This window comes from uncultured Ruegeria sp. (assembly GCF_947497005.1).
Taxonomy (GTDB): Bacteria; Pseudomonadota; Alphaproteobacteria; order Rhodobacterales; family Rhodobacteraceae; genus Ruegeria.
The window spans coordinates 119,578-145,575 of record NZ_CANMFF010000002.1; the positions used below are offsets into that span (position 1 = coordinate 119,578).

General features: G+C 56.0%; 27 protein-coding genes. 15 read left to right on the forward strand and 12 right to left on the reverse strand.

Annotation, left to right across the window (positions count from 1 at the left end; translation table 11 throughout):
* Nucleotides 1-82 precede the first annotated feature (82 nt).
* Together glnA and Q0816_RS03020 are read right to left on the reverse strand one after the other, a co-directional pair.
* Nucleotides 83-1,489, reverse strand: coding sequence for a type I glutamate--ammonia ligase (gene glnA / locus Q0816_RS03015; RefSeq protein WP_298847579.1), 1,407 nt, complete (start codon nucleotides 1,487-1,489; stop codon nucleotides 83-85).
* 41 nt (nucleotides 1,490-1,530) lie between these two features.
* Nucleotides 1,531-1,869, reverse strand: coding sequence for a P-II family nitrogen regulator (locus tag Q0816_RS03020; RefSeq protein WP_170343910.1), 339 nt, complete (start codon nucleotides 1,867-1,869; stop codon nucleotides 1,531-1,533).
* A 171-nt stretch (nucleotides 1,870-2,040) separates the two neighbouring features.
* On the opposite strand from Q0816_RS03020, the gene Q0816_RS03025 reads away from it, so the two are divergent.
* The 3 genes from Q0816_RS03025 (at nucleotide 2,041) to tig (ending at nucleotide 6,605) form a co-directional block, all read left to right on the forward strand.
* Nucleotides 2,041-3,657 carry an NAD(P)H-hydrate dehydratase gene (locus Q0816_RS03025; protein ID WP_298847581.1) on the forward strand — a complete coding sequence of 539 codons (1,617 nt, stop codon included), beginning with the start codon at nucleotides 2,041-2,043 and terminating at the stop codon, nucleotides 3,655-3,657.
* A gap of 309 nt (nucleotides 3,658-3,966) precedes the next feature.
* Nucleotides 3,967-5,091 carry a porin gene (locus Q0816_RS03030; RefSeq protein ID WP_298847582.1) on the forward strand — a complete coding sequence of 375 codons (1,125 nt, stop codon included), beginning with the start codon at nucleotides 3,967-3,969 and terminating at the stop codon, nucleotides 5,089-5,091.
* A gap of 182 nt (nucleotides 5,092-5,273) precedes the next feature.
* A complete protein-coding gene (gene tig / locus Q0816_RS03035; RefSeq protein WP_298847584.1) occupies nucleotides 5,274-6,605 on the forward strand; it encodes a trigger factor in 1,332 nt (443 codons plus the stop codon).
* A 103-nt stretch (nucleotides 6,606-6,708) separates the two neighbouring features.
* On the opposite strand, the gene Q0816_RS03040 is transcribed toward tig, so the two are convergent.
* The 6 genes from Q0816_RS03040 to rpsF all read right to left on the reverse strand — a co-directional run bounded on the left by Q0816_RS03040 (nucleotide 6,709) and on the right by rpsF (nucleotide 10,500).
* Nucleotides 6,709-7,563, reverse strand: a complete 855-nt coding sequence (locus tag Q0816_RS03040) for an acyl-homoserine-lactone synthase (protein ID WP_298847586.1) — start codon at nucleotides 7,561-7,563, stop codon at nucleotides 6,709-6,711.
* Nucleotides 7,564-7,670: 107 nt separating this feature from the next.
* The gene (locus tag Q0816_RS03045) at nucleotides 7,671-8,372 is read right to left on the reverse strand and encodes a LuxR family transcriptional regulator (protein ID WP_298847587.1); all 702 of its coding nucleotides are present in this window, start codon (nucleotides 8,370-8,372) and stop codon (nucleotides 7,671-7,673) included.
* 235 nt (nucleotides 8,373-8,607) lie between these two features.
* Complete coding sequence (locus Q0816_RS03050) at nucleotides 8,608-9,093, reverse strand: transglycosylase SLT domain-containing protein (RefSeq protein WP_298847589.1); 486 nt, start codon at nucleotides 9,091-9,093, stop codon at nucleotides 8,608-8,610.
* 164 nt (nucleotides 9,094-9,257) lie between these two features.
* On the reverse strand, nucleotides 9,258-9,878 hold the full coding sequence (gene rplI / locus Q0816_RS03055; RefSeq protein ID WP_298847591.1) for a 50S ribosomal protein L9: 621 nt from the start codon (nucleotides 9,876-9,878) through the stop codon (nucleotides 9,258-9,260).
* A gap of 12 nt (nucleotides 9,879-9,890) precedes the next feature.
* Nucleotides 9,891-10,118 (reverse strand): 30S ribosomal protein S18, encoded by a 228-nt coding sequence (rpsR, locus tag Q0816_RS03060; RefSeq protein ID WP_005608650.1) that lies wholly within the window; start codon nucleotides 10,116-10,118, stop codon nucleotides 9,891-9,893.
* 28 nt (nucleotides 10,119-10,146) lie between these two features.
* Nucleotides 10,147-10,500, reverse strand: a complete 354-nt coding sequence (gene rpsF / locus Q0816_RS03065) for a 30S ribosomal protein S6 (protein ID WP_298847593.1) — start codon at nucleotides 10,498-10,500, stop codon at nucleotides 10,147-10,149.
* 283 nt (nucleotides 10,501-10,783) lie between these two features.
* On the opposite strand from rpsF, the gene Q0816_RS03070 reads away from it, so the two are divergent.
* Together Q0816_RS03070 and Q0816_RS03075 are read left to right on the forward strand one after the other, a co-directional pair.
* Nucleotides 10,784-11,302: a hypothetical protein gene (locus Q0816_RS03070; RefSeq protein WP_298847595.1), complete on the forward strand. Its 519-nt coding sequence runs from the start codon at nucleotides 10,784-10,786 to the stop codon at nucleotides 11,300-11,302.
* Between the two features lie 126 nt (nucleotides 11,303-11,428).
* Nucleotides 11,429-12,001 (forward strand): YceI family protein, encoded by a 573-nt coding sequence (locus tag Q0816_RS03075; protein ID WP_298847596.1) that lies wholly within the window; start codon nucleotides 11,429-11,431, stop codon nucleotides 11,999-12,001.
* A 62-nt stretch (nucleotides 12,002-12,063) separates the two neighbouring features.
* Here Q0816_RS03075 and Q0816_RS03080 read toward each other — a convergent pair whose 3' ends face one another.
* Nucleotides 12,064-13,290 carry a cytochrome b/b6 domain-containing protein gene (locus Q0816_RS03080; protein WP_298847598.1) on the reverse strand — a complete coding sequence of 409 codons (1,227 nt, stop codon included), beginning with the start codon at nucleotides 13,288-13,290 and terminating at the stop codon, nucleotides 12,064-12,066.
* Nucleotides 13,291-13,464: 174 nt separating this feature from the next.
* On the opposite strand from Q0816_RS03080, the gene fabD reads away from it, so the two are divergent.
* The 7 genes from fabD (at nucleotide 13,465) to mltG (ending at nucleotide 19,775) form a co-directional block, all read left to right on the forward strand.
* Entirely contained in the window at nucleotides 13,465-14,403 is a 939-nt protein-coding gene (fabD, locus tag Q0816_RS03085) for an ACP S-malonyltransferase (RefSeq protein ID WP_298847600.1), read from the forward strand.
* A 42-nt stretch (nucleotides 14,404-14,445) separates the two neighbouring features.
* Nucleotides 14,446-15,183, forward strand: coding sequence for a 3-oxoacyl-[acyl-carrier-protein] reductase (gene fabG, locus Q0816_RS03090; protein WP_298847602.1), 738 nt, complete (start codon nucleotides 14,446-14,448; stop codon nucleotides 15,181-15,183).
* Between the two features lie 208 nt (nucleotides 15,184-15,391).
* The gene (locus Q0816_RS03095) at nucleotides 15,392-15,625 is read left to right on the forward strand and encodes an acyl carrier protein (protein ID WP_008756330.1); all 234 of its coding nucleotides are present in this window, start codon (nucleotides 15,392-15,394) and stop codon (nucleotides 15,623-15,625) included.
* Between the two features lie 138 nt (nucleotides 15,626-15,763).
* Nucleotides 15,764-16,303 carry a GNAT family N-acetyltransferase gene (locus Q0816_RS03100; RefSeq protein ID WP_298847604.1) on the forward strand — a complete coding sequence of 180 codons (540 nt, stop codon included), beginning with the start codon at nucleotides 15,764-15,766 and terminating at the stop codon, nucleotides 16,301-16,303.
* Nucleotides 16,304-16,425: 122 nt separating this feature from the next.
* Nucleotides 16,426-17,169, forward strand: a complete 744-nt coding sequence (locus tag Q0816_RS03105) for a 1-(5-phosphoribosyl)-5-[(5-phosphoribosylamino)methylideneamino] imidazole-4-carboxamide isomerase (protein WP_298847606.1) — start codon at nucleotides 16,426-16,428, stop codon at nucleotides 17,167-17,169.
* A gap of 182 nt (nucleotides 17,170-17,351) precedes the next feature.
* Complete coding sequence (gene fabF, locus Q0816_RS03110; RefSeq protein WP_298847609.1) at nucleotides 17,352-18,617, forward strand: beta-ketoacyl-ACP synthase II; 1,266 nt, start codon at nucleotides 17,352-17,354, stop codon at nucleotides 18,615-18,617.
* Nucleotides 18,618-19,775, forward strand: a complete 1,158-nt coding sequence (gene mltG, locus Q0816_RS03115) for an endolytic transglycosylase MltG (RefSeq protein WP_298847611.1) — start codon at nucleotides 18,618-18,620, stop codon at nucleotides 19,773-19,775.
* Between the two features lie 87 nt (nucleotides 19,776-19,862).
* Here mltG and Q0816_RS03120 read toward each other — a convergent pair whose 3' ends face one another.
* The gene (locus Q0816_RS03120) at nucleotides 19,863-21,128 is read right to left on the reverse strand and encodes a DEAD/DEAH box helicase (RefSeq protein WP_298847613.1); all 1,266 of its coding nucleotides are present in this window, start codon (nucleotides 21,126-21,128) and stop codon (nucleotides 19,863-19,865) included.
* Between the two features lie 325 nt (nucleotides 21,129-21,453).
* Nucleotides 21,454-21,990, reverse strand: coding sequence for a winged helix-turn-helix transcriptional regulator (locus tag Q0816_RS03125; RefSeq protein WP_298847614.1), 537 nt, complete (start codon nucleotides 21,988-21,990; stop codon nucleotides 21,454-21,456).
* A 39-nt stretch (nucleotides 21,991-22,029) separates the two neighbouring features.
* On the opposite strand from Q0816_RS03125, the gene Q0816_RS03130 reads away from it, so the two are divergent.
* The 3 genes from Q0816_RS03130 (at nucleotide 22,030) to Q0816_RS03140 (ending at nucleotide 25,626) form a co-directional block, all read left to right on the forward strand.
* A complete protein-coding gene (locus tag Q0816_RS03130; protein WP_298847616.1) occupies nucleotides 22,030-22,407 on the forward strand; it encodes a VOC family protein in 378 nt (125 codons plus the stop codon).
* Nucleotides 22,408-22,813: 406 nt separating this feature from the next.
* Nucleotides 22,814-25,330, forward strand: coding sequence for a glycoside hydrolase TIM-barrel-like domain-containing protein (locus Q0816_RS03135; protein ID WP_298847618.1), 2,517 nt, complete (start codon nucleotides 22,814-22,816; stop codon nucleotides 25,328-25,330).
* Entirely contained in the window at nucleotides 25,330-25,626 is a 297-nt protein-coding gene (locus Q0816_RS03140) for a hypothetical protein (RefSeq protein WP_298847620.1), read from the forward strand. Before Q0816_RS03135 ends, Q0816_RS03140 begins: the two co-directional genes overlap by 1 nt.
* Here the strand turns inward: Q0816_RS03140 and Q0816_RS03145 are convergent.
* The gene (locus Q0816_RS03145) at nucleotides 25,607-25,945 is read right to left on the reverse strand and encodes a TraR/DksA C4-type zinc finger protein (RefSeq protein WP_298847622.1); all 339 of its coding nucleotides are present in this window, start codon (nucleotides 25,943-25,945) and stop codon (nucleotides 25,607-25,609) included. The genes Q0816_RS03140 and Q0816_RS03145 overlap by 20 nt on opposite strands.
* Nucleotides 25,946-25,998 lie beyond the last annotated feature (53 nt).

Here is a 25,998-nt window from a genome sequence, read left to right on the forward strand (position 1 = left end):
TCAAACCTTGTGCAAAGTCTTGTGCAAAGTAATGACAAGGGCGCCCAAATGGACGCCCCTGCAAATCGTTTCTGTATGCAGCTTAGCAGCTGTAATACATGCCGTACTCAACCGGGTGCGGCGTGTGCTCGTAGGTTTCGACTTCTTCCATCTTCAGCGCGATGTAGCCGTCGATCTGGTCTTTGGTAAACACATCGCCCTGCAGCAGGAAGTCGTGATCCGATGCCAGAGCTTCCAGAGCTTCGCGCAAGCTGCCGCAGACGGTCGGGATGTCGGCCAGTTCTTCGGCCGGCAGATCGTACAGGTTTTTGTCCATGGCTTCGCCCGGATCGATCTTGTTCTTGATGCCGTCCAGGCCGGCCATCAGCAGCGCGGCAAATGCAAGGTAGGGGTTCGCAGCAGGATCGGGGAAGCGGGCTTCGACGCGTTTGGCTTTCGGGCTTTCGGTCCAAGGAATACGGACACAACCCGAACGGTTACGTGCCGAATAAGCACGCAGAACGGGGGCTTCGAAACCGGGGATCAAACGCTTGTAGCTGTTGGTCGCCGGATTGGTGAAGGCGTTCAGAGTCTTCGCATGCTTCAGGATGCCGCCGATGAAATACAGCGCTTCGTCTGACAGGTCGGCATATTTGTCGCCAGCGAACAGCGGCTTGCCGTCTTTCCAGATCGACATGTTCACGTGCATGCCGGTGCCGTTGTCACCTGCAATCGGCTTCGGCATGAAAGTGGCCGACTTGCCATAGGCGTGCGCCACGTTGTGGATGATGTACTTGTACTTCTGCAGTTCGTCGGCCTGTTTGGTCAGACTGTCGAAAATCAGCCCCAGTTCGTGCTGGCAGGACGCCACCTCGTGGTGGTGCTTGTCGACCTTCATGCCCAGACGCTTCATGGTCGAAAGCATTTCCGAGCGCAGGTCCTGAGCTTCGTCGATCGGGTTCACCGGGAAGTAGCCGCCCTTGACGCCGGGGCGGTGGCCCATGTTGCCCATTTCGTATTCGGTGTCGGTGTTCCATGAAGCATCAGTGGCATCAACTTCGAATGATACCTTGTTGATACTGTTCGAAAAACGAACGTCGTCGAACAAGAAGAACTCAGCCTCGGGGCCCATATAGGCCACATCGCCGATACCGCTGGATTTCAGGTAGGCTTCTGCCTTCTGAGCGGTGCCGCGCGGGTCGCGGCTGTAGGCTTCGCCGGTGTCAGGCTCAACGATCGAGCAGTGCAGGCACAGTGTTTTTTCCGCGTAGAACGGATCAATATAGGCCGAGGTGGTGTCGGCGATCAGTTTCATGTCCGAGTTTTCGATCGACTTCCAGCCCGCGATGGACGAGCCGTCAAACATGAAGCCTTCTTCCAGGAAGTCTTCGTCAACTAGGTCGACGTCCACTGTCACGTGCTGCAGTTTGCCGCGCACGTCAGTGAACCGGATGTCGACATACGCGACGTCTTCTTCGCGGATTGTATTGAGAACTGCGTCTACGCTCATTCCCTTGGTCCTTCTGATAGATGTGTCAGTATTCTTGTGAGTTAGAGTGCGTCCGAGCCGGTCTCACCGGTCCGAATGCGGATGGCTTGGTCAACGGGCGAGACGAAGATCTTGCCATCGCCGATCTTGTCGGTCTTGGCAGCCGAGACGATGGCCTCGATAGCGGCGTCGACCTGATCGTCATCCAGCACGACCTCGACCTTCACCTTAGGTAGGAAGTCGACGACATATTCGGCGCCGCGATACAGTTCGGTATGGCCTTTTTGGCGACCGAAGCCCTTGACCTCGATGACGCTGAGGCCCTGGACACCCACGTCCTGCAACGCCTCTTTCACTTCGTCCAGTTTGAACGGCTTGATGATCGCTTCGATCTTTTTCATCCCGGCTCACCTTGAATGGTTGTCTCAGGGGCAGTGATCACGTCTAAGATCGTGCGGCAATGTGATTGCGATATCGTACGGGTCGGGATGCTTTGAAAAACGGCAGTGTGCTATTATTTGAGCGATTTGCACAAAAAGTAACCAAAAATGAATCGAGCAAGGGGTGAGAGGATGGAATTGCTGACGGCGGCGCAGATGCGGGCCATTGAGCGGGCCGCTATCGAGTCTGGAGAAGTTACCGGGCTGGAACTGATGGAACGGGCCGGGAAGGGCGTTGTCGAGGCGATTTTCGAAGAGTGGCCTGAATTGAAGCGGGGGCCAGCCCCCGCACCCCCGAGATATTTGGAGCCAGATGAACGGGATCCGCTGCGTGCTGTAGTGCTGTCCGGGCCGGGGAATAATGGCGGCGACGGGTTTGTCGTGGCACGGCTGTTGAAGGAACTGGGCTGGGAGGTGCAGGTTTTTCTGTATGGTGATTCTGAGAGGCTGCCGCCGGATGCGCGGGTAAACTATGGGAGATGGTGTGCTCTGGGTGGTGTTCGTGAATGGGATGATGACGCAGTTGAGGATGTTCTGGAGGAAAAGGAACACGACCTTGTAGTCGATGCATTGTTTGGAACGGGTATCACACGATCGATGCCGGACGATACTGATCGCGCCTGGCACGGCTTTGTACCGACCGTTACGCATACACCTCCAAGTGAACGGCGACCAAAATACGTTGCTGTAGATTGCCCCAGCGGTCTTTGCTGCGATTCCGGCGCGAACTTTGGAGCCTTTCCGACTGACCTGACGGTTTCGTTCCACAGTCCAAAGCTTGGGCATTACTTAATGGGCGAAGGTCACTATGGCGGAGGTCCTGGACTGTCGAAAAAAATTGTCGTCGCGGACATTGGATTGAAGACTAATGCTGCACCTGCGGTAGTCCAGTTGATCACCGCACTTCAGCGAAGAGGCTTTCATGGAAAACGGGCGGATCAGCACAAATATTCTTATGGCCACGCTTTGATCCTTTCCGGAACTGCTGGCAAAACTGGTGCCGCGCGATTGGCAGCGCGAGGGGCGCTGCGAATTGGGGCAGGGTTGGTGACGCTGGGTGTGCCACCGTCAGCACAGATGGAAGTGGCCAGTCAGATCACTGCTCTCATGTTGCAGCTTGTCGAGGGAAAGGATGGCTTGGACGATGTCCTTGCTGACATGCGCGTCAACGCTCTCTGTCTGGGGCCTGCTCTTGGGTTGGAGCGGGCGCAGACGCTTGTGCCTGCGGCTTTGGCAGCGCGGCGGGCGACAGTATTGGATGCGGATGCATTGTCAGCCTTTTCCGGAGATCCCGGCACCTTGTTTGAGCAGGTGCACGAAAATTGTGTGCTTACCCCACATGGAGGCGAGTTTGCCCGACTGTTCCCGGATATTGCTGAGAAGTTGAATGCCGAGCCCGCAAGAGGCCCTGCCTATTCCAAAGTGGACGCCACACGAGAGGCGGCGATACGAGCAGGGTGCGTGATCCTGTTCAAAGGCTCGGACACGGTGGTTGCTGCCCCTGACGGCAGGTGTTCGGTAAGCTCGGCCAACTATGACCGGTCTGCGCCTTGGCTGGCGACAGCCGGTGCGGGGGATGTGCTCGCAGGTTTTATCACTGGTCTGCTGGCGCGCGGGTTCCAGCCGATGCAAGCCGCTGAGGCGGCGGCGTGGCTGCATGTGGAATGCGCGCTCCAATTTGGGCCGGGTTTGATCGCCGAGGACCTTCCGGAACAGTTGCCGAAAGTGTTTAGAAAGATGAATATTTGAGTATGTTGAGCATGGAACGGCTCAATTTGCTGTGAATCAGCGAAAATCCGCCGTCAAGGCACGCGTCAATGCATACCGAGTGTTTGCCAGACGCATAGCCTGAGGCGCACAATTCCTTTGCGCACTTGACGGAAGATTTGCAACGAAACTCATAAATATTTGGAATATATAATTATTCTCTCGCAAACGCCCTGGTTTCTGTTGCGGATTTGCAATGCTAGCGCGGAACTGAGTACGGGCCTCTGGAACGCTCGCATTCAGTGAACAATTGGGCAGTACCTGAAACCCGAACCTTTCATGGTGAGTGAAATGACACCTAATATTAAAACCATATCAGTAGCCGCTGTTCTGACTGCGACAACCGCTATGCCTGCCGTTGCAGAGCTGAAATATGAAAACAACACAGGCGGCTATGTGTTGCTGTATGGGCAGCTGAACCCGGCCCTGATTTCGGTCGACGATGGGCAAGATACCGAGACACGCGTCCTTGACAACGATCTGTCGAACAGCCGCGTCGGTCTGCGTCTGTTGCAGCCCTTCGGACAGAACGAGTTCACCTTCCGATTTGAGTCTGCGCTTGGGCTACCGAACTCGTCTGAGTGGAACCAGAACGGCACAAATTTCAGTGGCTGGACCCGTGAAGATATCCGTCACGTGGATTTCGCCCTGAAAGGCAATTACGGTAAATTCTCGGCGGGTCAGGGCAGCATGGTGGCCGATGGCGCTGCGGAAACCGACCTGTCTTATGTCGGAACTGCACTGTATTCGTTTACCAATGACGAAAACTCGGGCTTTTTTTACCGCGGCACGAACGGGGTTCTGAGCGGCATCACCATCGGCGACAGCTCCAGCAACTTTGATGGTTCGCGCCGTGGGCGGGTACGCTATGACACGCCGACCTTTAACGGGTTTTCGGCCGGGTTTGCCTATGGCCAAAACATCCTGTCCAGCAGCGACGATGACGACTATTACGATGTTGGCGTTTTCTACGAAAATACCTTGGCGGGTGGCGTGGAATTTGCGGCATCCGTCGCGTATTCGGTGCGCGAGCGCGATGACAATTCGGGCGACCGCAAGGACACCATCGGTTCGGCCTCGGTTCTGCTTCCCAGTGGTTTGGGCTTTACGGTTGCAGGCGGTACGCGCGACGATGATCAGGCCGGTGCCACGGATCCGAACTATTGGTACGGCAAGATCTCGTACGAGGGCAATTGGGTGTCCTGGGGCAAGACCGGTGTCGGGATCGACTATTATGACGGCTCGGATTTCGAGAACAACGGTTCTGACACCAAAGCGTGGGGTATCGCAGTGGTTCAGAAAGTCGAGGCGATCAATACGGATGTTTACCTGAAGTATCGCAACCACGATTTCGACGACGGAACATCATTCGACAACAACGAGGCCTGGGTTCTGGGTGCCCGTTGGAAGTTCTGATTTCTTAAAACTGACCAGATAGAAACGCCCCGGTATCCGGGGCGTTTTTTGCGGTTTAGGTGATCAAATACCGGTGGATTCGGCCTTTGCCCCTTGCACGTGGGCGGCTGGGCAAATAGAAGGCGTCAAATTTGCCCGGCGCGCCCTTTTTGCGCGCCCCGAATCCTATGGGGACTACCATAATGCAGGTTACAGAGACGCTGAACGAAGGTCTGAAACGCGGCTACAACATCGTAGTGACCGCAGCCGAGCTGGACGACAAGGTTAACGAAAAGCTGACCGAAGCACAGCCCGAAGTTGAGATGAAGGGTTTCCGCAAGGGCAAAGTGCCGATGGCGCTGCTGAAAAAGCAGTTTGGCCAGCGTCTTATGGGTGAGGCGATGCAGGAAACCATCGACGGGGCCATGAACAAGCATTTCGAAGACAGCGGTGATCGTCCTGCGCTGCAGCCCGAGGTCAAGATGACCAACGAGGACTGGAAAGAAGGCGATGACGTCGAAGTCGCCATGTCCTATGAGGCGCTGCCAGCGATCCCGGACGTTGACCTGAAATCAGTCGAGCTGGAAAAACTGATTGTCAAAGCCGACGATGCAGCCGTTGAAGAAGCGCTGAACAACCTGGCCGAAACTGCACAGGATTTCAAAGCGCGCCGCAAGGGTTCCAAAGCCAAGGACGGCGACCAGATTGTGTTCGATTTCGTCGGCAAAGTTGACGGTGAAGAGTTCGAAGGTGGTTCTGCAGAGGATTACCCGCTGGTTCTGGGCTCGAACAGCTTCATCCCGGGTTTTGAAGAGCAGCTGGTCGGCGCGAAGGCCGAAGAAGAAAAAGACGTCAATGTCACCTTCCCCGAAGAATACGGTGCCGAGCATCTTGCAGGTAAAGACGCTGTCTTCACCTGCACCATCAAAGAGGTGAAGGAACCTGTTGCCGCCGAGGTCAATGATGAGCTGGCCACAAAATTCGGTGCCGAGGATCTGGCCGCACTGAAAGGTCAGATTGCCGAGCGTCTGGAAGCTGAATACGCAGGTGCTTCGCGCGCTGTCATGAAGCGTGCCCTGCTGGATGCACTGGACGAGAAAGTTTCGTTCGACTTGCCGCCGTCGCTGGTTGAGGCAGAAGCCAAGCAGATCGCGCATCAGCTGTGGCACGAGGAAAACCCCGAGGTTGAAGGCCACGATCACGATCCGATCGAGCCCACCGAGGAGCACAACAAGCTGGCCGAGCGCCGCGTGCGTCTGGGCCTACTGCTGGCTGAGCTGGGTCAGAAGGCCGAAGTCGAGGTGACCGATGCCGAAATGACTCAGGCGATCATGACCCAGGCGCGTCAGTACCCTGGTCAGGAACGCCAGTTCTTCGAGTTTGTTCAACAGAATGCTCAGATGCAGCAGCAACTGCGTGCGCCGATCTTTGAAGACAAGGTTGTCGACTACGTGGTCGAGCTGGCTCAGGTCGCTGACAAAGAAGTCAGCAAGGACGACCTGCAGAAAGCCGTTGAGGCACTGGAAGAGGAATAATCCTCTTCCTTCTCTCTCTTCGTGAAGAGGGGCAAAAAAAACGGAGCCGCCTGCAATCAGACGGCTCCGCATGGGTGGCTTTTGTATCTATGAGGTGAGGGGGTCAGGCCTCATGAGCAAAAGCACGGGGGGTTTCTAACAGAGCGTTCTTCTGCTCCGGTGTGAACGTATTCGTGAGCGCTTCGATCAGCTTAAGAACGTCCTGCCGTTCAGCTTCGGTTTTTGCGGCGCTCATCTGTTCCACAAAGTATTTCTCAAGATCGGTAAGTGGTTTGTGATCCTGGTTTGCCGGGCTCTTGGCTGCTGCTTTCTTAGCTGCAAACAGTGCCAGAGCTTCCTCATCATCGAGAAAGACATCGTTGTGTATGCTAGCAAAGTCACGCAGTCCCGAGATGCGTTCTTCGGTGCAGTCCAACAGAGCGGCCAGCGCATGAACTTTACCCATGGGGACAGTTTTGCCGACATAGTCATATGGGGCGCAATTCGATCGTTTCAAGACCCGATCCATAACCGGATCGATCACGGTTATAATATCCTGAATACCTGCATTTTTGGCATATTCCAAAGAGCCGATCATCAATTCGCAGGTCGCGTAAGAGACCGAATTCTTTTCTTTGCCGCGAGTGAGGCGCTGTGTGTCGACGCAGAAGCGGGTCGATTCCCACATTGTTGCGCTGCGAAGTGGTGCTTCGCCACAAAGAATTGCCGAGAACACATCCGACAACATGTGAGGTCCGGTGGTCTGTAAGGCACGCACGGCTGCGACGACATTCCCCTCATCGTCGAGTCCGATTACATATGCCGGGTCCAGATGATCGAACTCGTCGATCTCTTTTCCGTCCTCAATGTTAACATCCCATCCGAGACGTCCGCCAAAAACACGTGCTCTTAACTCGAACATTTCGTCAAGAACTTCGCTGAACAAATGTCTGTTCAGGCCATCTACCACGATGATCATTTCTTCCCCCTTCGAGTGGTTGTTCGGTAAGTTAGACGTTACCGGTCTCGGGGGAATTTTCTATTGGGGGTTTCCCGTATTTTGGCGAAATTTTGCGTTTTTTTTGTTTAGCTTGGGGTAATAAGCCCAATTGCTATCGCCCGACCCACGGCTTGGGGGGTGGTCAGCGCACTAAGCTTTTCCCGGCTGGAACGCAAGTGTACTTCGACGGTTCGGTGCGAAATAGACAAAATATCGCCGATATCCTGTTGGGATTTCCCTGCTGCAACCCATTGAAGGATTTCCGTCTCACGCCTTGAAAGCGTCGGATGATAGAGCGCGCTGGTTAATTCATCGGAAGAAACGACATTGTCATGGATGTGTACGGCCATAGACTGCAAGTCACTAATGACGTGCGTATATAACTTACGCCATTCCTCTTTGCTGCAGCTGCGCGTTGCACTTAACAGGCCGATATCACCGTAGGGACCGCGTACTGGAATTGTTACGCCCTGGTTCGGCAGTCCGAAATCATGAGCATCCCGGAATACACGTTGAAAATCGGGGCTGCGTTCAAGTCGGCTCCAATCCACTGGTGCAATACTGCGTCGAGCCATGTGGATGGTCGGGTCGATCATGATCAGACCCTGATTTTGGTAATGTTCCGTCCAGGCGTCGTCGTAAGTTACAAAGCCAGCTACGGTTCCAGCGGCAGGATTCATTCCAGCATAAGCAGCATGATCCATTTCATGCTTCTCACAGATTTGCCTTAGAAATTCGGTGTAGCGAACTTCTGAATCCGGCAGAGTGCTCAGATCGACAATTTCCATGTGGTGCCTACCAGCTGTGGCCCATCTTGCCGCCCGATGGTGTCTTCGAGCATGCGTATTTCACAGAGTGGAACCCGTTTACCTCACCGAGCCAGAACATCACACTTTCCTAAACATGACAAGGCGAGGCACAAATTGTCTGAGCAATTCGGAATATTGAGACATTCAATAGAACATTTTTGTCACTATTCAGCTAAAAGTGCTAATTTCACACGAACTCTGACGCTAAGGACCGTCAGTTGGCGGGCCTGAGCCCGGTTTCCACCAACATTCCACGTGCTTTGGCCTCGGGGTAAAAACCTTTTGCGTATAGAAAAATCGCCCTTTGCTGATCGCCGTCGGACAGTAACCAGGCGCCTCGCAGATATTTCCCGGCAAATTCAAGGTTGGTGTCCGCATTCAGCAGGCCTTCGGCGTTTCCGACGTATCCCATCGAGCGCGCGGTGGCAGGAAGGATCTGAAGCAGACCGTAATAGGGGCGGTTAACGGCCCAGGGGCGATGCGTGCTTTCGCGAATAGCCAGCTTGTGAACAAGCTCACGCGGGAGCTCATAATGGTCCGCCCATTTATTGATCGACGCACGCAATTCAGGCGTTTCGTTCGGATAAAGCGGCGGATTGAACTGTGTTGTGTCCGCCTTGGAGACCTCTCCCGCACCGCAAGCGACCAGCGGTGCTGTTAGTAAGAGTGCCAAGAAATTACGACGGGGGAACAGGGGCATTATGAATCTCCGGACTTCGGGTGGTCATGATATGGCTTGAAGGTTTGGCTGCAAGATTGCGGATGGACTTGGGCTAAATTTTGCTGGTTGGGCTTGGAAGCGCATGAAAAACAAAAAAGGCCGCGCAAAAGCGCGGCCTTCGTTATGTTCAAAGCAAGACTGGATCAGGCTTTGGCTTCGTCTTCTTCAGCAGGAGCTGCTTCCGAAGCCAGATCGTCGTCTTCCGACGCGGCCGAGCCAATATCGTCGAACAGTTCAGCGATCTCGAACTCAGCAGCAGCTTCTTCTTCAGCAGCCAATTCCTGGATCGATTTGCCTGAAGCTTGCAGTTCAGCTTCCTCTTCCGAACGGGCGACGTTCATCTTGATCTCAACTTCGACCTCGGGGTGCAGTTTGACTGCGACCGAGTGCAGACCCAGATCCTTGATCGGAGCGATCAGGATGACCTGTTTCTTGTCGACGGTGAACCCTGCTTCGGTTGCAGCGTCTGCGGCGTCACGCGGGGTGACCGAACCGTAGAGAGCGCCGGCATCCGATGCAGAGCGAATCACGATGAACTGCTGTCCGTCCAGCTTTTCAGCCAGATCTTCAGCTTCTTTCTTGGTTTCCAGGTTGCGGGCTTCCAGCTGAGCTTTCTGGGCTTCGAACGAAGCGATGTTGGCGTTCGATGCGCTCAGCGCTTTGCCCTGGGGCAGCAGGAAGTTACGGGCATATCCGGACTTGACGTCAACGACGTCGCCCATCTGACCCAGTTTCGCAACGCGTTCCAGAAGGATAACTTGCATGTCAGTCTCTCCTTACTTCACGGCGTAGGGCAGCAGGGCGAGGAAGCGGGCGCGCTTGATAGCACGGGCCAGTTCACGCTGCTTTTTCGCCGAGACGGCGGTGATACGCGAAGGAACGATCTTGCCGCGCTCAGAGATGTAGCGCTGCAGCAGACGGGTGTCTTTGTAGTCGATCTTCGGCGCGTTCTCGCCCGAGAACGGGCAGACCTTGCGGCGGCGGAAAAATGGTTTTGCGGCCATGGTTTAGTGTCCTTTTCTCAGGCGTTGATCAACGGCGTTCGCGGCGGTCGCCACGTTCGTCACGCTTCTGCATCTGAACCGATGGGCCATCTTCATGGCCATCGACCTTGATGGTCAGAACGCGCATGACATCGTCATGCAGGCGCATCAAGCGTTCCATTTCCTGAACCGCACCCGAAGGGGAATCAGTTCTCAGAAAGGCATAGTGGCCTTTGCGGTTCTTGTTGATCTTGTAGGCCATCGTCTTGACGCCCCAGTACTCGCTATCAACCAGCTTGCCGCCGTTGTCAGCCAGAACGGTGCCAAAATGTTCGACAAGGCTTTCCGCCTGCGCGTTGGACAGATCCTGACGCGCGATCATTACATGCTCATATAGTGGCATGTGCACTCCTGTTTATATCAAGGCGCATTTCAAAGGCGGGGCCATCCAGTCCTTCGCGACCCTGCCACGAGAGGCTGCGCGATTCATCTGATTGCGAAGGATGGCCTCATATACACGTTTGCACCGCAGGGGCAAGCCCCGCCACACATGCCTTTGAGACGCCGCCCAATTTCCTTTGGGCCGCCCAAATGCTGACGCTTTTCGGCTCAAAGTTGTTTTGCATACCGGATGTTACCCGGACCCAACTGAAATTCGACAGTAACCTGATAAAGGGTGAAATGTTATGACCGCGACAAACACAAACACATACCGGGAAGAGGCGGCCGGCTCGCGCTTTGAGCATTCGGTGCCGGTAATGATTGCCTTCGCGCCGAACTGGAAGGCCCGTTTGATTCTGGCGCGGATGATCGGGGCGTTCCTGATCTTTTCGGCGTTTTCCATGTGGCTCATGCCTGGTTCGATCGTTGGCGCTGATGTCTGGCCGATCAAGATGGTAGCGTCCATGCTGTTTTTGATCGTTGGTGTCAGTTTGCTGACGATTGAGGTTCTTGATCAGCGCCCGGATGCCTATTTCGACCCCATCCGCCGCGAAGTGCGTGTCTTGCAGAAAAACGAAGACGGACGCCCTCAGACAGTGTTGCGACGCAGCTATGACTCGTTGGGTGGCGCACGTTTTGAAGAGAACGAAGTTCACCTTTTCGATGTTGATGGCAGCCTTTTGATGAAGCTGCCTCTTGAATCGGCGGATGTCAGCCGAGCTTTGAAGGGACAACTGAGCAAAAGCGTAACAATTTTCGGCTGAATTCTATTCTGTTCAAAAAGGAACAGAAGTTGTGAATCAAAAATACTTGTGTGCCGCCATCGGGCGGCACATTTTGTTTGTGAGCAACCCAAGCGGTTTGCATTCACAAAAAACGCGGAGATTGTTATGAAATCCACCCTTCTTGCTGCTGCACTGGCCGTATCGGCGACCACGGCATTCGCCAGCGCCGAGAAATATGTGTTGGACCCCAGCCACAGCCAGGTTGTTTTTACCTACAACCACTTGGGCTTCTCAACCACAACCGGCATGTTCTCGGGCTTTGAGGGCGAGATCATGTTTGATCAGGAAGACCCCACCGCCTCCAGCGTAAGCGTATCAATGCCGGTCCTGGAAATGTTCACAGGCTGGAAACCACGTGAAGATCATTTCATGACCGAAGATTTCTTTGGTGCCGCCGAGGGTGATCTGATTACCTTTACATCGACTGGTATTGAAGTGACTGGTGATAATACTGCCAATATCACTGGCGATCTGACCATGAATGGCGTGACCAAGTCTGTTGTTTTGGATGCTAAGCTGAACAAAGCTGACAACCACCCTATGGCAAACAAGCCTTGGGCCGGTTTTGACGCGACCACAACTCTGGTTCGCAGTGAGTTCGAACTGGGCCAGTTCGCACCCTTTGTCAGTGACGAAGTGCAGATCCAGATTTCGGTCGAAGCGCAAAAGGCCGAGTGATCTTAGGGCAGCGAATTGAAAACCGCCGATGATCCGATCACCGGCGGTTTTTTTTGTTTGCCTTACTGACCTCGGGTAGCAGTGAGTTCGACAGTCACCGCGACGGCAAAGCCGAGCGAGTCTTCGGTGGGCTGGGATGTGCCTACGTCAAACTCCAACCGGTTCAAGTCAATGGTTCCAGCCATGGTGGCGGTGTCGTCCAGAAGATCCAGCGAAAAGGGCAGGACAATATCGATCGTCTTGTCGCGGATTGTCAGCGGTCCCCGTGCTTCATACCCGTTTTCGGTTTTGAAAAGGTCAGCTGTGAACTGGGCCGTCGGAAACTGGGAGTTGTCGAAGAAATCAGCCCCCAATGCCTGATCGGTTACGGTACCAAGGTTGAGAGAGCCTGTCGCTATTGTGACCTCCACGGCCCCTGCTGGGCCTGGTCCAGCAGGTTCGTCAAAGGTAATTGCCGCTGTCCAATCGGAGAACGAGCCGGTAACGGGGCTGCCCAACTGCGAGATGGTGATCGACAGAGTGCCGTTCAGGACCTGCCAGTCCGATTGCACCTCGGCCAGTTGGACGTCAGCTTCATCATCGTCGGCCTCACGCGCAAACTCGCCGGCGACCCAGCCGCCGGTTAGGACGATGGCCCATACTGCAAGCGCGGCGACGGACGGAACAAAGGAATGATGCTGATGTGGAGGTTCCGGGGCGTCCGACTGACCCGGTAACATCCGGCGCAATGTACTGTCTTTGTCTATGACGTGATGCTTCAGTGCCCCGGCAACATGCAGAGCCAGCGACCCGACAAGCGTCCACATGAACAGCCAATGCAGGACGCCTGCAAATTCAGCCACAGCGGTGGATTTTGGTACAAAAGGCAGGTCTTGACCGAAGGGCCAGAGGATTGGGGCGAAACCTTCGGTTGCGGCGTGGTGAACCCATCCTGTCAGCGGCACGAGCACCAGTGACCCATAGAGGAGCCAGTGGACGGTTTCGGCGGCGAAGGCTTCGGGCTTGTGGTCGGCATTCAATAGGCCGGGCTTGGTTTGCGTGAAGGCCCACATTATACGTGCTAATGCTACGAAAAACACGGTGACGCCTACGGTTTTATGGATTGAGAACAGACGCGCTGCTCGGGCTATCTCCGCCTCGGTTGGGGCTGTGGCTGCATGTAACACGGCGTGTGCCAGGTTGTCTGCAATCCAGCCGAGCGGCAGTGCTGTGAGTATCAGTAACGCAGTGAGCCAGTGAAACGTCTTTGCGACGCTGCCGTAACTGGAAAAGGAATTGGTCGAGGCCATGGGTGCTACACTCCGGGATTCTGTGCTGCGCCCAAGTTAAGGTTATAGGAGAGCGACACAAGTAAGCGCGGGTGCACAACAACGGTGCCAGAATGCAGAACACAGGCAGTGCTTGTGCCAGACGGTCAGTCAGTTTACACCCCGCCGCAACCTAACTCCATCCATGAGGTTGCTATGACACTCGCGTTCGTTTTCCCGGGGCAAGGCGCCCAGACTATCGGTATGGGTAAAGCCCTGGCTGAGGCCTACCCGGCGGCTCAGGCCGTATTCGATGAGGTGGATGAGGCGTTGGGAGAAAAACTTAGCAATCTGATCTGGGACGGCGATATTGCAGACCTGACGCTGACCCAGAATGCTCAGCCGGCGCTTATGGCCACGTCCATGGCTGCTATGTGCGCTTTGGAAACCGAAGGCGTTTCGGTCAGCAAGGCGGCGTTTGTGGCTGGGCATTCTTTGGGCGAGTACTCTGCCCTTGCCGCCGCTGGGGCTTTATCGATTGCTGATACCGCGCGTCTGCTGCGTACCCGTGGTCAGGCGATGCAAAGCGCCGTGCCCGTGGGCCAGGGGGCTATGGCTGCCGTTCTGGGATTGGACCTGGAAGCAGTGCGCGCCGTGGCGGAGTTGGCCGCGCAGGGCGAGGTGTGTCAGGCGGCCAATGACAACGATCCAACCCAGGTCGTTGTGTCCGGTTCCAGGGCCGCGGTAGAGCGTGCTGCCGAGATTGCCAAAGAAAAAGGCGCCAAACGCGCCGTTATGTTGCCTGTAAGTGCTCCATTTCACTGTGCGCTGATGCAACCTGCTGCAGAAGTTATGGCAGAGGCGCTTGCCTCCGTCGAAATCAAGGCACCCGCCGTGCCTTTGGTGGCCAATGTGCGCGCCGAAGCGATCAGCGATCCTGATCTGATCCGCCAACTGCTGGTCGAACAGGTGACAGGTTCCGTTCGCTGGCGGGAGAGCGTGCAATTTATGGCAGCGCAGGGCGTGACTGAGACATGGGAAATCGGTGCCGGCAAGGCTTTGTCCGGCATGATCCGCAAGATCGATCGTGCCATCGTGGGCAAGGCCGTGGGCACTCCGGAAGATGTTCAAAAGGCCCTTCAGGCCGAATCGTAAGCTCAATACGCGTCGTGGCCGACGCACCAAGAGGAAAACCGAATGTTTGATTTAACAGGTAAGAATGCGCTGATCACCGGTGCTTCGGGTGGGATCGGAGGCGACATTGCACGCGCACTGCACGACGCAGGCGCAACGGTTGGGTTGTCTGGTACACGAGTCGAGCCGTTGCAGGCTCTGGCAGATGAAATAGGGGATCGCGCTTACGTTCTGCCCTGCAATCTGAGCGATCCTGAAGCCGTGACTGCCCTGCCGAAACAGGCGGTTGAGACCATGGGTTCGGTTGACATTCTGGTCAATAACGCCGGGATTACACGAGACAATTTGTTCATGCGTATGTCGGATGATGAATGGCAGAGCGTGATCGACGTGAACATGACCGCCACGATGAAACTGTGCAAGGGTGTGATCCGTGGCATGATGAAATCCCGCTGGGGCCGGATCATCAACATTTCGTCAGTTGTTGGGGCTATCGGCAATCCGGGGCAGGCAAACTATGCCGCATCCAAGGCTGGAATGGTGGGCTTTTCCAAGGCGTTGGCGCACGAAGTTGCAACGCGTGGAATTACTGTAAACGCGGTCTCTCCGGGCTTTATCACCACGGCAATGACTGAAAAGCTGACAGATGAACAAAAGGCTGGTTTGCTGCAGCAAGTCCCGGCAGGTCGAATGGGCGAACCGACCGAAATTGCCGCCGCTGTCTTGTATCTGGCGAGCCCCGAGGCAGCCTATGTTACCGGAAGCACCTTGCATGTGAACGGTGGTATGGCCATGTTGTGATCGCGACAGGGGCGGGCGCGAAAGCGTTTGCCTCTTGCGCCGACTATGCTATAGGCGGCGCATCTATGCGGAGCCGGTCGTTCAGGTCGGCCTTCTACTTACCCGGTTAACCGGGACCCAAATCGCCCGAAACGGGCAAATCAAGGCCAACCCGTGCGGGCAAGGGCAGAATCGGGCAGACCGCCCTGTAAAGGAATGAGGAATAGACATGAGCGACGTCGCAGATCGCGTTAAGAAGATCGTTGTTGAGCACCTGGGTGTTGAAGAAGATAAAGTCGCGGAAAACGCGTCCTTCATCGACGATCTGGGCGCAGACAGCCTGGACACTGTAGAGCTGGTTATGGCCTTCGAAGAAGAGTTCGGCATCGAGATTCCCGATGACGCAGCCGAAACCATCCAGACCTTTGGCGACGCCGTCAAGTTCATCAGCGAAGCGTCTTAAGCGTTTCAATCTGATCAAATGCGGCGCTTCCGGGCAACGGAGGCGCCGTTTTTTTATGCCCGCTCAAAATTCATGCTTGCGTGGTCATATCCGGATGCGCACTGTTTCCATTGAGGCAAAATTCAAAGTGGACAGGGCATGATAAGATCCACTCCTATGATAAATACCGCGCGTTTGACGCTGTGTGCCATGCGCCCGGAAGATTTTGACCGGTTCGCCGAGATCTGGCGGGACCCATGTGTTGTGCAGCATATTGGCGGATCACCCCGTTCACGTGGCGAGGCGTGGGATTCGTTTCTACGCAATGCTGGGCATTGGCATATGGCCGGGTTTGGCCAATGGGGTGTGCTTCAGCAATCGAATCGCAAGCTGATCGGACAGGCCGGTTTCTTTTACGGTAATCGCGGAATGGGTGAGGATTTCGACGGATTTCCTGAGGCAGGCTGGGTTCTGGCCACCGAAGCTCAGGGGCAGGGGTTGGGTTACGAGGCAGCCAAGGCGGCCCATGACTGGTTTGACCGGGTGATTCCCGGCCCATTGGTTGCAATGGTGAATGCGTCAAACAGCTCGTCTCAGAAGCTTGCCAAAAAACTTGGGTATGTTTTGATGAGGGATGGGGTGTATAGTGAAACCCCGGTGCATTTGTTACGGCGCAACGGACCGCCAGCCCGTGCGTAATTCCGCCTCTTTACCAGTATGCCGCAAAATGGCCTAACTGTGCCGATCCCGGTTATTCTGAGCGGGTATTCCAGGTGTATGCTGCCGGGGATTTCAGAGCGATTGAGCGGAGGACCAAGCTCATGAGGATATACCCCACGATGGAACTGCAGAACGGTAAGTGTGTCACACTGGACAAAGGCCGTTTGGATAACGCGATGATCTGGCACGTGAACCCGGTTGAAACTGCGCGGAGCTGGGCCGAAGCAGGTGCCGAATGGATGCATCTGACAGACTTCGACGCGATTGAAGGCAAAGATACCAACGCCGAACTGATCGAAGAAATAATTCGCTGTGCCGAGATACCGGTGCAGTTGGCAGGTGGCATGCGTACGCGCGAACATGTCGAACGCTGGATTGACAAGGGCGCGGGCCGCGTCGTGATTGGCACACTTGCTGCGCGCGAGCCGAATCTGGTCAAGGAATTGGCCACGCTCTATCCGGATCAAATCGTGCTAGCGGTGGATGTCTGGCAGGGCTTTGTTATGACCGACGGCTGGCGCAGTCAAAGCGCGTTCACTCCCGAGGCGTTTATTGATGCGTTCGGGGATGCTCCTTTTGCCGCAATCGTCGTCACGGATATCGATAGCGATATGGAAGATGTCGACGCTCAGCTTGGTCTGATCTCGGGATTGGCAAGTCATTCGCGGACTCCGGTGATCGCGAGCGGTGTTGTACGCTCTGCGGATGATATTTCCCGGTTGGCGTATATCCACAATATTTCGGGTGCGATTGTTGGGCGCGCACTGTTCCGTAAGTCGCTTGATCTGGCTGATGCGCTGGACATGGCGAAGTCGGCCCACGAACCGGTGGCGCAGTTCCAGTAAAGCAGTCTGCCCTTTCTGCAGGAGGCAAGAAAGGGCGGGCACCTGTTACAATAATCAATAGCAGTACTGCTTTGGGCGATTGCTGGCAGGAAGCCTGTCAGAAATCGCCGTTGCTCTTGCCCCCACACCCCGGGCCGGGGTATGAGCGGTTCTCATAACAGGAAGCAGGCAAGAGGCACTTCATGCGCAGAGTCGTTGTTACCGGTCTTGGATTGGTCACTCCTTTGGCCAGCGGGGTCGAGGAAACCTGGTCGCGGCTGTTGGACGGAGAGTCCGGCGCTGGTCCTATCACGCATTTCGATGCAGAAGGTAGTGGTGTCACCACGACCTACGCCTGTGAGGTGCCGCGCGGGGATGGTACCAACGGAACGTTCAATCCCGATGACTGGATGCCGCCGAAAGAGCAGCGCAAAATTGAAGACTTCATCCTGTATTCCATCGCGGCCGCAGAAATGGCCTGCAAGGATGCGAACTGGTTGCCAGAAGATGAAGAGGACCGCCTGCGAACAGGTGTTCTGATCGGTTCAGGCATCGGTGGTTTGGGCTCGATCGCCAACACCGCCAATCTGATCCGTGACAAGGGCCCGCGCCGGGTGTCGCCGTTCTTTATTCCTGGTGCTCTGATCAACCTGGCGTCTGGCCAGGTTTCGATCCGTCATGGCTTCAAAGGGCCGAACCATTCGGTCGTGACCGCGTGTTCCACTGGTGCGCATGCCATTGGCGACGCCAGCCGTATCATCCGGGCCGGCGACGCAGACGTCATGGTTGCAGGAGGCGGCGAAGGCTGCATTTGCGAAATCGGCATTGCCGGGTTCAACGCATGTAAAGCACTGTCCACGAAATACGCAGATGACCCCAAGGCGGCCAGCCGTCCCTATGATGTGGACCGTGACGGTTTTGTCATGGGCGAAGGCGCGGGCATTGTGGTTCTGGAAGACTATGAGCACGCCAAGGCGCGTGGTGCCAAGATCTATGCTGAAGTTTTGGGCTATGGCATGTCGGGTGACGCGTATCACATCACTGCACCGTCCGAGGATGGCGACGGAGCTGAACGTTCGATGAGGGCCGCGCTGCGCAGCGCCGGAATGGAGCCGAAGGATCTGGATTACATCAACGCGCATGGCACCTCGACCATGGCGGACACGATCGAGTTGGGCGCAGTTGAGCGTCTTCTGGGTGATCACGCCGCGAAAGCCACCATGTCCTCAACCAAATCGGCAACCGGTCATTTGCTGGGAGCTGCGGGCGCGATTGAGGCGATCTTCTCGATCCTCGCGATCCGCGATCAGGTTGCGCCGCCGACGATCAATCTGGACAACCCTGCAGTGGAGACTCCAATTGATCTCGCTCCGAACGCCAAACGCGAGCGTGAGATCAATGTGGCCCTGTCCAATTCGTTTGGATTTGGTGGCACCAATGCCAGCGTGATCTTTGGAAAGGCCAGCTGAATGTGGCGGGCGATTGCATCAAACGCGCTGACCATTCTGGTGGTCGGCTTGTTCCTGATGGGCGGTCTGATCCTTTGGGGGCAGACTCAATACAAGGCCGAGGGCCCGCTGGAAACCGCAATCTGCCTTCAGGTCAAAAGCGGATCGAACATGACGCGTGTTAGCCAGGAGTTAGAAGAGCAGGGCGCGATCCGCAGCGCCACGATCTTTCGGATGGCTGCGGACTACACGGATCGTGCGCAACGTTTGAAAGCGGGTAGCTTTCTGGTGCGCGAAGGTGCGTCGATGGAGCAGATCATCGACGAGGTTACCAGCAGCGGCGCCAGCACCTGCGGGTCCGAGATCGAATATCGTATCGGCGTTACACGGGCTCAAACCCGTGTGCGCGAGCTGAATCCGGCAACTTTGGATTTCATCGAGATCGCTTCGTTCGATGCGGCTGAAGAAGAGACACCGGAAGCCTATACCGAGAAACGCAACGAGGCGGACACAAGGTATCGCGTATCGCTGGCCGAAGGTGTGACCTCGTGGCAGGTGGTCGAGGCGTTGAAATCATTCGAAGCCCTGTCAGGTGAGGTGACCGAGATCCCGGTGGAAGGTATGCTGGCACCCGACAGCTACGATGTCGTGGCAGGTCAGGACCGCAATGCCATTTTGCAAGAAATGCAGGATAAGCAGCAATTGCGGATCAATGCCGTTTGGGAAAGCCGTCAGGACGGGCTGCCGCTGGACGGCCCCGAAGAGATGTTGATCCTTGCGTCGATCATTGAAAAAGAAACCGGTGTTTCGGAAGAGCGCGGGCAAGTGGCTAGCGTTTTTGTGAACCGGCTGAATCAAGGGATGCGGCTGCAGACGGACCCGACCGTGATCTATGGTGTCACCAAAGGGCAGGGCACCTTGGGCCGTGGGTTGCGGCGCAGCGAGTTGAACCGCCCGACGCCGTGGAACACCTATCAGATCGACGGGTTGCCACCGACACCGATCGCCAACCCCGGTTTGGCAAGTCTTGAGGCTGCCGTTGCACCGGATGACACAAGCTTTGTGTTCTTTGTCGCGGATGGCACTGGTGGGCACGCATTTGCCGAGACTTTACAAGAACACAATCGCAACGTCGCCAAATGGCGCGAGATTGAGGCAGAGCAGAGCTCGGGAAATTAATCGGAACGAAAAGCGTTTTCGTTCTTTGGATTTGCCAACGCCGGTTCTTGACCCGGCGTTGGCTTTTTTGTTGGTGCCGTTCCGGCCTTACGCCGCAGGGCGTTTGCCGCGGGGGCGACGCCGTTTGTTGGCAGCGGGTTTTCCATCCCCATTGGCAGGCTTAGGCTTGAACGCCCGACGGCGGTTGTTCGGGCGGCGCGCAGGCTTTTCTGCTACGGTTCCTTCGGGCAGGGTCCCACTGGCGACCGGGATGTCAATTTTCATCAGCTTTTGAATCTGACGCAGAAGATCAACCTCTTCGGCTGAACAGAATGCAATTGCCTCACCCTCTCGACCCGCACGCGCAGTTCGACCAATGCGATGGACGTAGTTATCGGGAACCTCGGGCAGATCATAGTTGATTACATAAGCCACGCCGGGGATGTCGATACCACGCGCGGCGACATCTGTAGCCACAAGAACGTTAATCTCGCCTGCGCGGAAGGCCTTGATCGCGCGGTCACGTTGCCCCTGGCTCTTGTTGCCATGGATCGAGGCGGCGTTAAAACCGTCGGCGACCAGCCCCTTCATCAGTTTTTCAGCGCCGTGCTTCGTGCGCGAGAATACCAACGTCAAAGCGTCCATATCCTTGGATAGAATCTCGCGTAGCTTGTGGGGTTTCCCCGGCTTGCTGACAAAATGGATCGATTGAGTGATCTTGTCGGCGGCTTTACCCGGGGGCGAGACCTGAACGCGCTGCGGATTGGTCAGGTAGGCACGGCTGAGCTCTTCCATCTGCTTTGGCATCGTGGCCGAGAACAGCATCGTCTGGCGAGGTGTGCCCAGTTCCGGCGCGATACGGCGCAGGGCGTGGATGAACCCCATGTCCAGCATTTGGTCAGCCTCGTCCAGCACCAGGTGCCGGACCGAGCTTAGATCGACCGCGCGGCGATCCATCAGATCAATCAGGCGGCCCGGTGTGGCGACAAGGATGTCAGTGCCGCGGGACAGGAACATGATCTGTTTGTTGATCGATTGGCCCCCAACCACGGTGGCGACACGCAGTTTGGTGTTTTTGCAAAGGCCGCGCAGGCTGTCGGCGATCTGGTTGACCAGCTCGCGGGTGGGCGCGAGGATCAGTGACTTGGCCATTTTCGGCGCGGGTTTGCCAGGCTGTGCCAGAAGGTGATCGATCAGCGGCAGACCGAAGGCCAGGGTTTTACCAGTGCCGGTCTGGGCAAGGCCGAGGATATCATGACCCTCAAGCGCCAGTGGAATGGCCTTGTTTTGGATCGGTGTGGGTTGGGTCAGTTTGGCGCTTTTCAGCGCGTCATTCAGGGCGGGCGCTAGGCCCAGCATATCGAAGTCGAACAAATAAAAATCCTTTACAGCCCGGAGCATTGGCCCTGGGACAGGTCATGAAGGGTCGCGCGGGGGCGACCAGCAGGGGTTGTGCGAGACCTCGGGACGTACAGGCGTATCCTGCGCTATCCGGCCGTCGCGTCAAGAACCCTGCGTGATGGGGAACTGTGAAATGGATCGGGCGCTGTGGGGCGGAAGAGGTCCGCTCAGGCTCACGCAGCAGCGCTTTGGTTGGTGGCACATGAGGGCTGTAACGAGAAATGTCAAGCGCGGGTATGACGCCGGAGGGCTTGCCGAGGCGAAAATGACACTTGGCTGGGTCGCAGATCGCTGTTTGTTACAGCATCAGGTCAACTGCCCTGTTGATCTCAAAACCGGTATTGACTGCATTATAAGTTGGAAATGCCATCCGTCCGGTCGTATCAATGTCGCGACGGATCCAGTCTTGTGCTTCCAACTGGTGCAGTGATGAAGATAACGCCCGATCCGTGATGACAGCCAGGCCTGATCTGATGGTCGAAAACCGACGAGGCTTGCCAGTCAAAGCCAGAACCGGCACGGTCCATGATTTCCGTAGAAGTCCGGTATCTATCTCACTACCGGCGGCAGTGACTATCTTGCTTGCGATTGCAGCAGCCTTGACCCCGTTAGTAGTCAGTCGGAATTCCGGGCGCAGAGGATGCCCGTGACCAGGATTTTTCTCGATCAGACCAAGTGCGACAAGATGGGCAAGACTGGCTGTGAACGCTGTTCGGCTTGCATTGGTGGCTGACAAGAGTGGGGCTTGTCGGCCCGGAACCCCGTCGAGCAGCAGGGCGAGTATATTCAGTGACCATGCCCGCGAGGTCAGCTTGACAAGTGTATTTATGTCCATAAAGTATAGTAACTATAATTATGAAAAAAGGAAAGTTCTATGCCGCTCGTTTCATTGAAAAACACCATCACGCTTGCGATGTCCGTTCAGGACCGACACGCCAGCGCGGATTGGTATGCCGCCAAACTTGGGTTTGAACTTGTTCATCACATCGACGAAGCAGGATGGAGCGAAATGCGGACCAACGTCGACGGAGTCACTTTGGGACTGGGCGAGCAGGCCGAAGCTTCGCCAGGCAATTGCGTGCCTGTATTCGAAGTCGCGGACATTGTGGACGCGCGTGGTAAATTGGAAGCTGCTGGAGTAAAATTTGATGGTGAAACCGATACGATTGAGGGGATGGTCAGTACGGCGACCTTTTATGATCCGGATATGAATGCGCTGATGTTGGCGCAGGATTTGACGGGCCAGGCTTAAGACGGTTGGAAACCAAAAATTAATCCTACCGTTCGCTCTCTGTTGCGTTGGTGTTGCACAACTTATTGACTTTGCGAACTTAATTGTCTATCGATCATGTCATGCTAGAAGAGGTGGGTGACGGCCCCGAGGTGATCCGGAGGCCGTTTTTCGTTTCTCTCGTGCGGAGAAAACTCACGCATGAGGTCACAGGCAAACATGACTTTGATAACCCCGGAAGAGCGGATTTCCCAGACGGCTGATTTGTTGCAGTCGCTTGAGAGGTCCATTCGCGATCTGCGGCAAGCGGCGGAAGACCTGCGCAAACAGATCGGTGCCGGGGAGGATGCAGATCTTGCTGGTTCAGCCAAGCAACTCGGGCAGTTAGAGGGGCTGATCCGAAGTTGTCAGAAAGTGGAGACAAGCTTTGTCGAACAACATCACAGACAAGCCGGAATTGCCCAAGGAGGGTACGCGCTCGACCTTGACCGAGCTCGGTTTGAAGTCGGGTGCAGGCTGGCTCGCCTCCGCACCTGCTGCGGTGCAAAATAGATTTCTGAGTGAGATTGGGGAGGGAGGGCTGTGTGCCCTCCCTTTCCTGTTTGAGTTCTGGGCACTACCGCATCAATTGCCGCCCGAGGAAGGCTGGCGATCCTGGGTGATCATGGGCGGGCGTGGCGCGGGGAAAACCCGGGCAGGGGCGGAATGGGTGCGGTCGATGGTCGAGGGGTCGATGCCGTTGGATCGGGGAGAGGCCAGTCGCGTGGCGCTGGTCGGTGAGACCTTTGATCAGGTACGCGATGTGATGATCTTTGGCGATAGCGGGATATTGCAATGCTCGCCGCCAGATCGTCGACCTTCATGGAAGGCTTCTGAACGCAAGTTGATCTGGCCCAATGGGGCTGAGGCGCAGGCGTTTTCGGCGCATGATCCTGAGGGGCTGCGCGGCCCTCAGTTCGACGCGGCCTGGGTGGATGAACTGGGCTGCGCTGCAATTGACAAAGGCACGAACCAGCCGAACAAGTTTCTGGATCCAAAATCATCTGAATCACTTCTACCGGCTTATTCGAACGGGTTGCGGGATGATTTCATTCAGGTTCAGTACCTGACGGCGACCCTTGGATATTGGAGCGACCCAAACGTCAATCCGGTATCGAACATTTACGGTGCGCCGATGTTGGATTTGGCGAACGCCTATGTCTGGGCATGGGATACTCGTCCGTTTCCGACTTTTCCCAATCTGCAAAGTCAGTGGGACGATGGTGAAAACTATTCACGGGGGCACTGGTTGAACGGTCGGTCCGGATCGCGCACGCTTGCATCCGTGGTGACAGAAATCTGCCATGGGGCAGGCGTGACCGAAATTGATGTTTCCGGCCTCTATGGTGTGGTCCGCGGGTATGTGATCGAAGATGTGATAAACGCGCGTTCCGCCTTGCAGCCGTTGATGCTGCGCTATGGGTTTGATGCGATTGAACGGGACGCAGTGTTGCGGTTTCAGATGCGCGACGGGTACGGTGCGGTTGTATTGAATCCCGACCATCTGGCCGTTAGCGGCGATGTGGAGGGTACGGTTGAGCATCGACGCGAAGCCGAGGCCGAGATGACCGGGCGCGTTCGACTGCGCTTTGTTCAGTCGGATGCGGATCACGATCTTGTCGCGGAAGAGGCGGTACTGCCTCAGGACAGAACCCATTCGGTGTCGGTGAATGAAATGCCACTGTCCATGACACGCACCGAAGGGCGGCAGACCGCCGAACGCTGGCTAAGCGAAGCCAGAGTGTCCCGCGATACGGTTCGGTTTGCCCTGCCACCATCCCAAATGCACTTAGGAGCGGGAGATCTGGTGCGGTTGTCTGAAGTCGAAACCGGGCCTGTCTATCGGATTGATCGATTGGAATCCGCAGATCTGCAACTGGTCGAAGCGGTTCGGATCGAACAGGGCGTGTACAAGGCGTCCGAGTTGAACGACGACCCGGCAACGATCAAACCGTATGCAGCGCCTGTTCCTGTGTTACCGGTCTTTCTGGATTTACCGTTGATTACTGGGGCCGAAGCTCCTCACGCGCCTTTTTTGGCGGTAACTGCCGATCCATGGCCGGGCGCCGCGACTGTCTATTCCTCGTCCAGCGATGACGGTTATGTCCTGAGTGATGTAGTCAGCGGGCGGGCGATTCTTGGCGTCACCGAGACACCGCTTAGACGCGCAAGTACCGGCGTCTGGGATGAGGGCCCGGCATTGAAGGTCAGACTGCTTGCCGGCCAATTGGAATCACGCCCGCGCGGTTCAGTGTTGAACGGCGTTAATCTGGCCGCAATCGGTGATGGTACACCCAATAACTGGGAGGTCATTCAATTTTCCAACGCCATGCTTGAGGCGCCGGGTGTTTATTCCTTGTCCGGTCGGCTCAGGGGCCAATTGGGATCGGATGCTCTGATGCCTGATGTCTGGCCGGACGGATCGATATTCGTTTTGCTGAATGACAACCTGCAACAGATCAGTTTGTTGCGAAATGAGAGGCGTCTGGCCAAACATTACCGCATTGGGCCTGCAACCCGCGGTTATGATGATCCGTCCTACCAATACCTGATCGCGTCGTTTGAGGGCAACGGTTTACGCCCGTACGCTCCGGTACATCTGAGGCTTCGGCCCGGTACGACTGGGGATGAACTCACTTGGGTTCGACGTGCCCGAACAGACGCAGATGACTGGTCCGGGCTGGAAATTCCCTTGGGCGAAGAAAGTGAATCATATCTGGTGCGTGTCGTTGCAGGTGGTACCCTTCTGCGTGAAGAGATGACATCCGAACCAAGGTGGACCTATTCGGCAGCCCTGAAGGCGGCAGATGGTCTGACCGGAGCCTATGAGGTCGAGGTGGCTCAGGTTTCAGCTGTTTACGGACCGGGCGCTTGGTCCCGTCTGGTGGTTGGGCAAGCTGCCTGATGCGACCGGTTCTTCACGGGGATGTCAGTGCTGCGGCGCGCGCGTTACTGGCCGTGCCGCAGCAAGACAGGGAACCATTGTGTATCCGTATGATCTACGAAGCGGAACTCGCCGACAGATTTTTGGAACGCACAGGCAAACTCCACCGGGTTTACGGCAACGGCTCACTCATGGCCGTTGCCCGAAACAGGGTCTTGGCCGATGAGCCGGGGTTTGACGATCTGCAATATTGTCAGTGTTTCGAGACGGTTCTGCATCAAATTGTAAGGTTTTTGGCTACCCGGACGCGCAGCTGACGCATTTGCTGGCGGCCAGATCGAGATTCAACCGCCCGTCCGGAATGCGTTCGCCGCAGTCTTCGCAATATCCGAATTCGCCCTCGTCCAGCCGTGTTAATGCGGCCTGAAGGCGGCGGGTTTCCGTATCGCGATTGGCCTGCTGCGCCTTGGCCATGGCCTGGTTTTGCAGCGCATCCATACGGCTCAGCCTGCCAACGGCCTGTTGATCCAGTTCGACGATGGCCTGAGCCTGCTGACCTGACGCTGACAATTCCTCCAGTTCCGCCAGTCGCTCGCGAATTCGTGTCCGAAAATATATGCGTTCTGACTCATTCATTTTCGTTGCATCACCGATCATGGGTTTGCGTTTGGTCTTTTTGTCACTAAATG